The following is a 10997-nucleotide window of genomic DNA, read 5'->3' on the forward strand; positions in this document are numbered from 1 at the left end:
GGTCAGCCGACCTTGACCACCAGCTTGCCGACGTTCTTGCCGTCGAAGAGCATGTTGATCGCCGTCGGCAACTGCTCGAAGCCCTCGACGACGGTCTCGAGCGGCGTGAGCTTGCCCGCCTCGATCAGGCCGGCGATCTCGCCGATCGCTTCCGACGCGCGCCCGAAGTGGTCGAGGACGATGAAGCCGCGCAGGGTCGCGCGCTGGATGAGCAGGTTCCCGAACGCGCGCGGGCCCGGAGGGGGGTCCTCCGCGTTGTAGCCGGATATCAGGCCGCACAGCGCGACGCGGGCACCGATGTTGAGGCGCGTGAAGATCGCGTCCATCAGGTCACCGCCGACGTTCTCGAAGTCCACGTCGATGCCGTGGGGTGTCGCCGCGGCCAGCTGGGCGGCCCAGTCGGCGGCGCGGTGGTCGACGGCCGCGTCGAAGCCCAGCCGTTCGGTGAGCAACGCGCATTTCTCGGGTCCGCCGGCGATCCCGACGACACGCGCGCCGGCGGCTTTGGCGAGCTGGCCGGCGACCGAGCCGACCGCGCCGGCCGCCGCGGAGACGACGACCGTCTCACCGGGCTGAGGCTTGCCGATCTCGCGGATCCCGATCCAGGCGGTCAGCCCGGTCATCCCGAGCGCGCCCAGGTAGGCGCTCGGCGAGATGCCCGGCGCGACGTCGACTGGGTTCACCATGGCCGTGTCCGTGAGGACCGCGTACTCTTGCCAGCCGAGCAGGCCCTGCACCTGCTGGCCGACGGCGTATTTGGCGTTCTTGGACGCGACGACCTCACCGAGCCCGGCGGCGCGCATGACCTCGCCGATGCCGACCGGGGGCAGGTATGTCGGGGTGTCGTTGATCCACATGCGGTTCGTGGGGTCCAGAGAAATCCAGTCGACACGCACGAGCGCCTCGCCGTCGCAGATCTCGGGGATCGCCTCTTCGCTCAATTCGAAAGTGCCCGGGCCGATGCGTCCGGTGGGTCGTTCGCGAAGCAGGAAACGACGGTTTCGTCCGGTCATTAGCGCACCGTACCCTCAGGACGAAGGGGGCCATTCGACCGGAGGTGCGTTCGATGAAAATGACGCGACTCGTCCTGGCGCTGATAGCCGTGATCACACTGGCGGCGTTCGTCGAGCCCGTATGCGCGATCGCCGATCCGCCGCCTACCCAGGTGATCACCACGGTGGCCGTCGGGCCCAGCGGCCAGCCGATCAACGGTTTCAAGGAAACGCCACCGGAGGGCAACGTCTTCGCCGTCAGCGACTGCAGCACACCCTCGCCGTCGGCGGTGGCCGACAACGTCTACTACTGCTCGCCCAGCGCGGCCGGCGCCGGCACCTGCTGGCCGTCGACGCCCGGATCGCTGCTGTGCGTGGACGATCCGTGGGCCAAGCGACTGCATCGGGTGAGCTACGGGGGTGCGCTCCCGCCGGTGCAACCGACCGCCAACCCCGACCCCTTCGCGTTGACCCTCGACGACGGCACCCATTGCCTGCTGCGCAACGGCGGCGCGTGGGGGGTTCGCGCCGACGGGTACGAGGGCGCCTACAGCTGCAGCGGCACGGGCACGCACCTCGCGGTGCTATGGCTGCCGAGCGAAGGGGCCGACAGTTGCATCGACCGCTCGTCGCCGACGTGGACGGTCAAGGTCGGTCAGCTCGGCACACCTGACATGACCCTGCCGCCGCCACAGACCCGGGCGGTGACGGAAGCGTGGCTGGCCGGGGGCAAGGCCGGCCAGTAGAGCCAGTGCTGCTATAACGCAACGTATGTCAGGCCCAGGGCACACGATCACCCACGTTTCCGACACGGCCCGCTGGACGGCGTTGCATCGGGCAACGGAATCGGCGCGTCCCGATGCCCTGTTCAACGACCCACTCGCCGAACGCCTGGCCGGCGAGCACGGCCGCGAAATCGTCGCCAAAGTGCCACGCTCGACCCGCAACGGCTGGTGGCTCGTCGCGCGCACCAAAATCATCGACGACGCCATCGCCGAGGCGATCGCCGGCGGTTGCGACCGGGTGCTCAACCTGGCCGCGGGCCTGGATACCCGCCCGTATCGGCTGGACCTTCCGGCCGATTTCACCTGGATTGAGGCGGACCTGCCGAAATTGCTCGCCGAGAAGACGCAGTTGCTCGCCGACGAGGCGCCGCGGTGCCGGCTGACCCGCAGCGCCGTCGACCTGGCCGACCCCGCTGCCCGCGACGCGTTCCTCGACGAGGCCCTGCGCGGCGCCACCAAGGCGCTGGTGCTGACCGAGGGCCTGTTGATGTACCTGGAAGGCGGCGACGTCGTCGCGCTTTCAGCGGCGATCAAGCGGCCCGAGGTGGCGTGGTGGATGCTCGACTTCGCCGGCCCCGGCCTGAAGAGGATGCTGAACAAGAAGATGGCCGGCATGCTGCAGAACGCGCCGTTCAGGTTCGCGCCCGAGAACGGGTTGGCCTTTTTCGAAGACCTCGGCTGGCGCACGGTCGAAGTCCAGGCGCTCTATCTGGCCGCCCACCGTTTGCGCCGCCTGCCGATGTGGATGAGCCCGATGACCTGGCTGCCCCAACCGGACCCGCGTCACCCGGGCCGCAGGGTTTGGAGTGCGGTGGCCGTTCTCGATCATTGAAAACAATTGAGCCGATTAATTAATTGGCAACCGGGCAACCGGCTTCGTAAGTCCTGACGAAAACTCTTGGAGACACCGCGCTGGCCGCCATGGCTGTGGTGACCCGACATGCGCGCATCGGCTGCCTCGTACCCGGCGTGACGTACCGGAACGCGGCGATTCTCGCGAATATGGCAGTCACCGTCCACCACATTTCCGGCGGCCGGCTCTCCGAAGCGTGTGCCGCCGTGGGGCGCGGCGCGGACGAGATCGAACGGTCCGCCCAGGTATCACTGTATCCAGCGGAAGCCGGCCAGGTGGACGAGCAACTTGCGTTGTTGCCCCAGTTCGAACAACTCGGCTGCGAACACATGGTGCTGGCGTTTCGCGAGCCGTGGCACTCCTCGAACGCTGCCGGGCGCTCGACTACCAGACCCGGATCCAGTCGACGAGCATGTCGGCGGGATACGACCCCGGCCCGGGGTCGCCGCCACCGGACCCCGCCACCGCCAGGTTGAACACCGGATAAACGGTGTAGCCCGGCCCGTTGAACGGCCAATCCGGCAAGGAACTCGCCGGCACGTCGAAGTACGGCGGCGCGCCCTCGGCATAGTCCTTCCAGAACCGGATGCCGGACTGGTCCCACTGGGTGCGCCAGGTGTGCCAGGCGCTGTCCATCGCGATGTTGTGGGTCTTCCATTCGCCGCCGTTGGCTTTCGCGTGCACGGTGGTGGCCGACGGCCAACTGCCGTTGCCGTACCACTCCATGACGTCGATCTCGCCCTGGTCATCGTTGCCCAGCCAGTAGGCCGGCCAGGCGCCCGCGGTCAGGCAGTTGAGCTTGATGCGGGCTTCCCAGGTATGCCCGACGCCGCCCCGCCACAGGCTTTGCACCTTGCCGCTGTAGTAGGTGGGCCCATCCTTCGCGGCGCGGAGCACGAGGTTGGAATTGCCGTCGAGGAAGACGTTGCGGCGGTCGTCGCGATACTGGCCGATGCGTTCGGGCTGCTCCCAATACGTCGGGTCTTTGATCGTCTCGCGGGCCTTGGCCACCGCCCACTTCGAGGCGTCGGGCGCCGAACCGGCGGGGCCGTTGAATTCGTCCTGGAAAATATAGGTGCCGGTTTGGCCGCTGGGCGCGGCAGGAGCGGGTGTGCGGTCCGCTGGCAGATCCCGCCGGGAGGGCTGGGCCCCGGCTTCCGGCGCAGGCAGCGCGGCTGCCAGCACACCGATCCCGGTCGTCAACATCATGCGGCGGCGGTCCATCTTGGGCATACGCAAGGGACCATAGCAGCCCCCACCGCGCCGAGACGAAACGGCGATTGTGTCAGTGCCCGCGGCTAACGTTTCGGATCGCCGGCGGGCCAGCACGGACGGCGGACTGACTGACGGATTAGCCGAAATTCATGGCTAATTCTCAACTTCGTGGATGGTTTGGTCTCAGGATCGCCCGGGCATTCTGATCACAAGCCGATAACCACGAGCCGTAGGGCTTTTGCGGGTTGCGCTGGGAGGAGTTAACGATCGTGGCTAATACAACGGGAGCGACGGTTATTTTCCTTCGGTCCCACCCGGTATGGACTGCGGCTCAGCGTCACCACCGCGAACGCAACGAGGCGATGCGCCGTCATCCCGCCTTCCGCGCCCGCCAGCGCGCCGCGATGCCCGGCAGCGAGGTCATCCCGCTCCGCGCCTTCAGGTGCTCGAGCACCAACACCCCGGCCTGAAGATTCCGTGCTCAAATTGCGGTGCCGCCGAAGATTCTGCGGATTTCGACCGGCTCGCCGCTGATTCCCGGATTTGATAGAGCAGGCGCTACCAACTCCAGGCCTCGCCTGCCGGTAAGGGGCGACCGTCCGCCACTCAGAGCTTGCCGGCGACGAAGTCGGCGGCCTGGTTGGCCATGCCCGCAGCGATGTACGACCCGGCGAGGTGTTGTGGCCAGTTCGCTTTCCACGTGTTCGGATCCGCCGGGTTGCAGATGGGATCGGCGCCGTGGCACAGCTCGATGGTCCGGTCGTTGTAGATCGGGCTGAAGTTAGTGATCGGCCCCACCCACTGGCTTCCGTTGCCGAACAACGCCACGGCCGCGATGTGCTGGTCGGCGCCCGGCGGCAGGGGGCTGTTGAATCCGAACGCACTGATGGGCGCCGCGAGGACGACGTCGGTGACCGCCGCGCCCAGCGAGTAACCGCCCAGCACCAGCCGGGTGTTGGGGCAATTGGTGATCATGTCCTGGACATGGCGGCTCATGTCGTTGGCGCCCTGAGCGACCTCGGTGTCGGCGGGGTAATTCACGGCATACACGCCGATGTTCTTGTTGACCTTGGATCGCAGCGCGCTGATGAACGCGTTGCCCAGCGCGCCGGGTCCGGGCGATTCCATTCGGCCGCGGGCGAACACCACCTGGACCGGCGGGCAGTTCGCGGCGGCGGCGCTCGGGATGGCCGGCGACGGAACCACAGCGGGCAATGCCAGCGCGGCCGCGGTGAGGGCCGCCGCCAGGCCGATGTCGCCGAGTCTGCGTAGGAGCACAGCATGATGGTAGAGCGACCGCGAGCCGGCCGCTGGCCAATGTTGGCGGTCGGTGCACCACCCTGATGCCGCGACGACGGTGACCGATAGGTTCAGGTGGTGAGTCACACCGACCTCGGTTCCACCGAGCGCTTGTTTGCGTTGGCCGAGCAGGTCCAGGGTTTCCTGCCCGCCGAAGAGGGGCGTGCGCTTTACGATGCCGCGCTGCGGTATCTCGGCGGCGGCGTCGGTGTCGAGATCGGCACGTACTGCGGCAAATCCACGCTGTTGCTCGGTGCGGCGGCCCAACAAACCGGCGGAGTGCTCTACACGATCGACCACCACCACGGCTCCGAGGAGCACCAGGCCGGCTGGGAGTACCACGACGCCTCGATGGTCGACGAGGTCACGGGTCTCTTCGACACGCTGCCGACGTTTCGTCGCACCCTCGATGCCGCGGGGCTGGACGACAACGTCGTTGCCGTCGTGGGTAAATCGCCGGTCGTGGCCTCCGGGTGGCGGTCGCCGCTGCGGTTTCTGTTCATCGACGGCGGCCACAGCGAGGTCGCCGCGAACCAGGACTTCGACGGATGGGCCAAATGGGTGGCCGTCGGCGGTGCGCTGGCCATCCACGACGTGTTCCCGGACCCCAGGGACGGCGGCCGACCCCCGTACTACATCTACTGTCGCGCAATCGATTCCGGCCGATTCCGGGAGGTTTCGGCTACCGGATCGCTGAGGGTGCTCGAACGTGTCAGCGGTGAACCGGGCGAGCCGATCTAGCCGGATTCACGTCACCGGCCGCCGGGGCCGGTACCGACGCATTCGCAGTCGAAGTCCGTCTGCAGGCCCATCGGCAGCGCCTCGCCACGGAAAATCCCGGCGCCCGCAGTGGTGTTCGACAGCGCGTCGGCGGCCAGGATCATCGCCGCCCCCGTCCAGGTGGTGCGCTCCTCGGGCCACCGCTTCCCGTCGGCGAACACCAGACCCGTCCAGTAGGAGCCGTCCTCCTCACGCAGATGCTGCATCGCTCCTAGCTGCCGATGGGCGGCCGACGTCTGACCGATGGCATCCAGCGCCATCACCAGCTCACATGTCTCGGCACCGGTCACCCAGGGCCGGTCGACGACACAGCGAATGCCGAGGCCACCGACCACGAAGTCGTCCCAGCGCTCTTTGATTCGCGCGGCCGCCTCGGGCCCACGCAGCGCGCTGCCGAGGATGGGGTAGTACCAGTCCATCGAGTAGCGGTCCTTTTCGGTGAACGCCTCGGGGTGTGCGGCTATGGCGTGCCCGAGCCGGCCCAGCGCCAGTTCCCACTCGGGCTGCGGGTCGCCAACCAGGGCGGCCAGCGCCAAGGCGCACCGCATGCTGTGGAACACGCTCGCGCAACCGGTCAGCAGAGCTTCCGGCAAGGGGCCGGCTTCGCTTCGGGCCCAGCAGATCTCGCCGTAGCCGACCTGCAAGTCGATGACGAAGTCGATCGCCTTGCGCACGACCGGCCACATCTGCGCGGCGAAACGCCGGTCGCCGGTCACCAGCACGTGGTGCCACACACCGGTGGCGATGTAGGCGCAGAAATTGCTGTCGCTGTTGGCGTCTTCGATGATCCCCGCGCGCAGCTGAATGGGCCAGGACCCGTCGGGCCGCTGGGTGCGGCGGCTCCAGTCGAACGCGGCGCGCGCCGGCTCCAGCAGCCCCGCGGCGGTGAGGGCCATCGCGCACTCCACGTGATCCCACGGATCGGTGTGGCCACCCTCGGACCAGGGAATGGCTCCCGATGACTCCTGTGTGGCGGCGATTGACAGCGCGGTTTGACGGCATTGCTCGGGGGTAAGGACGCCCGCAACCCCCGGTGGGTTAGACCGACGCAACTGAATACCCCACGGTCGCTTGGCTTTCGGTCGCCCACCGCTTGACGAAATACATCGCTACGCTCTTACCCACCAGCGGGTTGAGCAGCGATTCCGCCAGCTGCGTTATCTTGGGCCGCTGCATCAGGTCCCACACCAGGAGCTTGTGGTACGCGGACACGGCGCGGTGATCGGTGTTCGACACCCCCACAGCGCATTTCAACCACCAGAATGGCGAGTGCAACGCGTGTGCATGGTGGGTATGCGTCAATTCCATTCCGCCGTCGAGGATCTTGGCACGCAATTCGCTGGCCCGGTAGATGCGTACGTGACCGCCCTCGTTGCTGTGGTATTCATCGGACAGCAGCCAACACAGCTGCTCCGGAAGCCAGCGCGGCACACTGACCGCCAACGTGCCGCCGACCTTGAGCACCCGGATCAGCTCGGCGATGGCGGCGGCGTCGCTCGGTATGTGCTCCAGGATCTCCGACGCGATCACACAGTCGAACGTCTCGTTGGCGTATGGCAATTTCAGCGCGTCGCCGAGCACCACCTTCGCCGACGCCCCGGCGGGCGCCTCACCGGCTTCGGCCATGGCCCGCAGAATGGTGTCCACCGAACGTAATTCGGCCTCATCGCGGTCGAATGCGACCACGTCGGCACCGCGTCGATACGCTTCGAAGGCGTGCCTGCCGGCCCCGCAACCGACGTCGATGACCTTGGCGCCGGGCCCGATCCGCAGCCGGCCGAAATCGACGGTCAGCATTGCGCCTCACCTTCGGCGGCCGCCGAAGCGCCGTTGCGGGCGATCGCCCGCTCGTATACCCGGACGGTTTGAGCGGCCACGGCTTCCCAGCTGAACACGTTGACCGCGCGAGTGCGTCCCGCCTTGCCCAGACTCCGGCGCTTCTCCGGCGAGTCCAGCAGGTCACCGAGCGCGCGGGTGAGCGCGTCCACGTCGGCGGGCGGTACCAGTTCGGCGCACGCGCCGTCATTGCCGAGGACTTCGGGGAGCGCACCCACCCGGCTGGCCACGATCGGCGTTCCGCTGGCCATGGCCTCCACCGCGGGCAGCGAAAACCCTTCGTAGAGGGAGGGAATGCAGGCGACTTCCGCCGAAGCGAACAACGTGGCCAGCTCGGTGTCGGACAGTCCACTGGTGATGTGAACGATGTCGGAGATGCCGAGCTCGGCGATGAGCTTGTGGGTGGGGCCGTTGGGTTCTACCTTGGCGACGAGCCGCAACTCGAGGTCCCTGCTCGTGCGCAGCCGGGCGACCGCGTGCAGTAGGGTGCGCACACCCTTGAGCGGGGTGTCTGCGCTGGCGATTGCGATGATCCGCCCGGGATGGCGGGGATGTACCCCCGGCGTGAACAGCCCGGTGTTCACACCGAGCGGAACCACGTGCAGTTGGTCGGGCGAAACGCCGAAGTCGCTCACGATGTCGGCGGCCGACGATGACGAAACGGTCAACAGGTCCGGGATTTGGCGCGCCACCTGCTGCTGCATCGCCAGGAATCCATACCAGCGCCGCACCAACGGTTTTCGCCACCACTGCGCGGCGGCCAGATCGAGCACCCGATCACGGGTGATGGGGTGGTGCACGGTGGCCACCACCGGCAGTCCCGCTCCGGCGATGGTGAGCAGTCCGGTGCCCAGGCTCTGGTTGTCGTGGACGACGTCGAAATCGGCCGTGCGGCCGGCCAGTATCCGGGCGGTGCGCATGGTGAACGTCCGCGGTTCAGGGAACCCCGCCGTCCAGGTGGTGAGCAATTCCAGCAGGTCGATCGAGTCACGAATCTCGCTGGGTCGCGGCACGCGGAAAGGGTCGGGTTCCCGGTACAGATCCAGGCTCGGCACCTTGGTCAACCGCACCCGCGGGTCGAGCAGGTCCGGGTAGGGCTGACCGGAGAACACCTCGACGTCGTGACCCAGTTCTGCCAGACCGTGGCTGAGATGGCGCACGTAGACGCCCTGTCCCCCGCAATGGGTCTTACTACGGTAGGACAGCAGGGCAATTCGCATATTCAACTCTTATCCGCCGGTGCGACACCCCACAGAGGCGCCCCCCACTCCATCGCGATCAAAGGACTCCCGAACCCCGTGACAGCAAACTGGACATGTGTCCAGACTATAGTTCGATTACCTAATCGAGCGCAACGAGGACTGACGCGACCGGCTTCCGCGTAAAAACGTTCGCGCGGAAGTCCGGCAGGCAAAGATCATGCCACCGGGCTCCGAAAGGGATACCATCGCGCCGTGCAGGACTCGGCTGCATCAGGCGAACTCGGCGGGCGACCAGCGTTCTCGAGGCGCGACATCCTGAAGTTTGCCGTGGCGCCGGCCGTCCTCAGCCTCGGCACGCTGGCCGCCAACCCCGTGGGGCCAACGGCGGTCGCCGCCGACTTGCGGCTGATCGACTTCGCCGAGCGCCGGATTCCGCCGGAGGAGATCAAATCGGCGGGCTATGGCGGGGTGGTGAACTACGTGTCGGAGTCGCGCCCGGGCGCGAATTTCGAGGCAAAGCCCATCACCCGCGACTACGCGGACGCGCTGCGCGCCGCGGGGCTGCACATCGTCAGCAACTTCCAGTACGGCAAACCCGGGTGGCCCGACCCGTCGGACTACACCCGTGGCTATGACGGCGGCGTGGCGGATGCCCAGACGGCCTCGCGACTGCACACCGCAGCCGGGGGTCCAGGCTCGGCCCCGATCTTCTTCAGCGTCGACGACGACATCGACGCGAACACGTGGAATAGCATTGCAGTGCAATGGTTTCGCGGGATCAACTCGGTGTTGGGCGTGGGCCGCACCGGCATCTACGGGCATGCCGGCGCGTGCGGCTGGGCGATCCGAGACGGCGTCATAGGTAATTCGACCACGCCCGGGCATCGGTGGGCGTGGCAGACGAAATCGTGGTCGCATGGGGACCGTGATCCCGCGGCGGTGCTGTATCAGTCCGTGGTCAACAGCCCCTCCAACCCCAGTCCGCTCCTCGGCGGCATCAACGTGGACATCGACGAGGTCCTGGCGTCCGACTTCGGCCAGTGGGATTTGAATCGATGAGGCGCGACGGTTACCAGTCGTCTGCACGACGTCGACGGCATCCGCATTCCCGGGACGACATGTAGCTCATGTTCGACGGCGGCGTACCCACGGTGCAGTATCTGCGCGGCGACAGACGAATCGCCATGGCGCACAGGGGATTTACGTCGTTTCGATGGCCCATGAACAGCATGGCGGCATTTTGCGAGGCGGCAAAGCTGGGATTCAAATACGTGGAGACCGATGTTCGGGCGACCCGCGACGGCGTCGCGGTGATCCTGCACGACCGTAACTTCAGATCGGACTCGGGTTCGTCTGGCGCCATCGACCGGTGGTACTGGCGGGATGTCCGCCACCTGCATTTAGGCGCGGGAGAGTCGATCCCGAGCCTGGAGGAACTCCTTTCCAGATTGCCGGACATGCGGGTCAACATCGACATCAAATGCTGGTCGGCCGTCGGTCCCACCGTCGACGTCATCGAGCGGATGAACGCGCACGACCGGGTACTGATCACTTCGTTTTCGGATCGGCGTCGGCGCCGTGCGTTGGGTCTGCTGTCCAAGCGGGTTGCCAGTTCGGCGGGCATGGGTGCGGTCCTGGCGTTGCTGGCGGCGAAAACGCGGGCCGGTCGAGCGTATGCCTTGCAGGCGTTGCGTGACAGTGACTGCCTACAGCTGCCGCCACGGTTGGGTGGGCTCCCGATCATTACGCCCGCGCTGGTCAGGGCTCTTCACGAGTCAGGACGTCAGGTTCACGCGTGGACAGTGGACGACCCGGACATGATGCACGCGCTTTTCGACATCGACGTCGACGGCATCATCACCGATCGGGCGGACGTTCTTCGTGATGTTCTCGTGGCCCGCAACGAATGGTGGCCGCTCTAGGCCCGGGCACCCGCGCACCGGCTAACGCGCTGATCAGGCGTTCGACGACGTACACGAGACATAAGTCAGTGCGACCGGCCGCGGCGTGCCGTGTGCGCACGTTATGTGTCGCC

Annotated in this window: 11 protein-coding genes; 5 read left to right on the top strand and 6 right to left on the bottom strand. The window is 67.0% G+C overall.

Going from position 1 to position 10997, the window contains the following annotated elements; genetic code table 11:
• Positions 1–2: 2 nt before the first annotated feature.
• On the bottom strand, positions 3–1013 hold the full coding sequence (locus KXD96_RS17480; protein WP_260738124.1) for an NADP-dependent oxidoreductase: 1011 nt from the start codon (positions 1011–1013) through the stop codon (positions 3–5).
• 59 nt (positions 1014–1072) lie between these two features.
• On the opposite strand from KXD96_RS17480, the gene KXD96_RS17485 reads away from it, so the two are divergent.
• Complete coding sequence (locus tag KXD96_RS17485; RefSeq protein WP_260738127.1) at positions 1073–1738, top strand: hypothetical protein; 666 nt, start codon at positions 1073–1075, stop codon at positions 1736–1738.
• Positions 1739–1763: 25 nt separating this feature from the next.
• The gene (locus KXD96_RS17490; protein WP_260738132.1) at positions 1764–2609 is read left to right on the top strand and encodes an SAM-dependent methyltransferase; all 846 of its coding nucleotides are present in this window, start codon (positions 1764–1766) and stop codon (positions 2607–2609) included.
• A gap of 405 nt (positions 2610–3014) precedes the next feature.
• Here the strand turns inward: KXD96_RS17490 and KXD96_RS17500 are convergent, their stop codons facing one another.
• Positions 3015–3863, bottom strand: coding sequence for a glycoside hydrolase family 16 protein (locus KXD96_RS17500; RefSeq protein ID WP_260738134.1), 849 nt, complete (start codon positions 3861–3863; stop codon positions 3015–3017).
• Positions 3864–4451: 588 nt separating this feature from the next.
• Entirely contained in the window at positions 4452–5123 is a 672-nt protein-coding gene (locus KXD96_RS17505; protein WP_260738137.1) for a cutinase family protein, read from the bottom strand.
• A 99-nt stretch (positions 5124–5222) separates the two neighbouring features.
• Here KXD96_RS17505 and KXD96_RS17510 point away from each other — a divergent pair, with 99 nt between their 5' ends.
• On the top strand, positions 5223–5885 hold the full coding sequence (locus KXD96_RS17510) for a class I SAM-dependent methyltransferase (protein ID WP_260738140.1): 663 nt from the start codon (positions 5223–5225) through the stop codon (positions 5883–5885).
• Positions 5886–5896: 11 nt separating this feature from the next.
• On the opposite strand, the gene KXD96_RS17515 is transcribed toward KXD96_RS17510, so the two are convergent.
• The 3 genes from KXD96_RS17515 to KXD96_RS17525 are packed head-to-tail and all read right to left on the bottom strand — an operon-like array spanning position 5897 to position 8980.
• The gene (locus KXD96_RS17515; protein ID WP_260738144.1) at positions 5897–6976 is read right to left on the bottom strand and encodes a prenyltransferase; all 1080 of its coding nucleotides are present in this window, start codon (positions 6974–6976) and stop codon (positions 5897–5899) included.
• Positions 6963–7721, bottom strand: coding sequence for a class I SAM-dependent methyltransferase (locus KXD96_RS17520; protein ID WP_260738146.1), 759 nt, complete (start codon positions 7719–7721; stop codon positions 6963–6965). Before KXD96_RS17520 ends, KXD96_RS17515 begins: the two co-directional genes overlap by 14 nt.
• Positions 7715–8980 carry a glycosyltransferase family 4 protein gene (locus KXD96_RS17525; RefSeq protein ID WP_260738150.1) on the bottom strand — a complete coding sequence of 422 codons (1266 nt, stop codon included), beginning with the start codon at positions 8978–8980 and terminating at the stop codon, positions 7715–7717. Before KXD96_RS17525 ends, KXD96_RS17520 begins: the two co-directional genes overlap by 7 nt.
• A gap of 234 nt (positions 8981–9214) precedes the next feature.
• On the opposite strand from KXD96_RS17525, the gene KXD96_RS17530 reads away from it, so the two are divergent.
• Both KXD96_RS17530 and KXD96_RS17535 read left to right on the top strand, forming a co-directional pair.
• Positions 9215–10021 (top strand): DUF1906 domain-containing protein, encoded by an 807-nt coding sequence (locus tag KXD96_RS17530; RefSeq protein ID WP_260738152.1) that lies wholly within the window; start codon positions 9215–9217, stop codon positions 10019–10021.
• Positions 10022–10089: 68 nt separating this feature from the next.
• Positions 10090–10884, top strand: a complete 795-nt coding sequence (locus tag KXD96_RS17535; RefSeq protein ID WP_260738156.1) for a glycerophosphodiester phosphodiesterase family protein — start codon at positions 10090–10092, stop codon at positions 10882–10884.
• Positions 10885–10997: the final 113 nt, after the last annotated feature.

The sequence above is a fragment of the Mycobacterium sp. SMC-2 genome, assembly GCF_025263485.1.
Taxonomy (GTDB): Bacteria; Actinomycetota; Actinomycetes; order Mycobacteriales; family Mycobacteriaceae; genus Mycobacterium.

Bases quoted from the DNA above. Each gene is read 5' to 3' on its own strand.
- KXD96_RS17480 (WP_260738124.1), bottom strand. From the start codon at position 1,013: ATGACCGGACGAAACCGTCGTTTCCTGCTTCGCGAACGACCCACCGGA.
- KXD96_RS17485 (WP_260738127.1), top strand. From the start codon at position 1,073: ATGACGCGACTCGTCCTGGCGCTGATAGCCGTGATCACACTGGCGGCG.
- KXD96_RS17490 (WP_260738132.1), top strand. From the start codon at position 1,764: ATGTCAGGCCCAGGGCACACGATCACCCACGTTTCCGACACGGCCCGC.
- KXD96_RS17500 (WP_260738134.1), bottom strand. From the start codon at position 3,863: ATGCCCAAGATGGACCGCCGCCGCATGATGTTGACGACCGGGATCGGT.
- KXD96_RS17520 (WP_260738146.1), bottom strand. From the start codon at position 7,721: ATGCTGACCGTCGATTTCGGCCGGCTGCGGATCGGGCCCGGCGCCAAG.
- KXD96_RS17525 (WP_260738150.1), bottom strand. From the start codon at position 8,980: ATGCGAATTGCCCTGCTGTCCTACCGTAGTAAGACCCATTGCGGGGGA.
- KXD96_RS17535 (WP_260738156.1), top strand. From the start codon at position 10,090: ATGTTCGACGGCGGCGTACCCACGGTGCAGTATCTGCGCGGCGACAGA.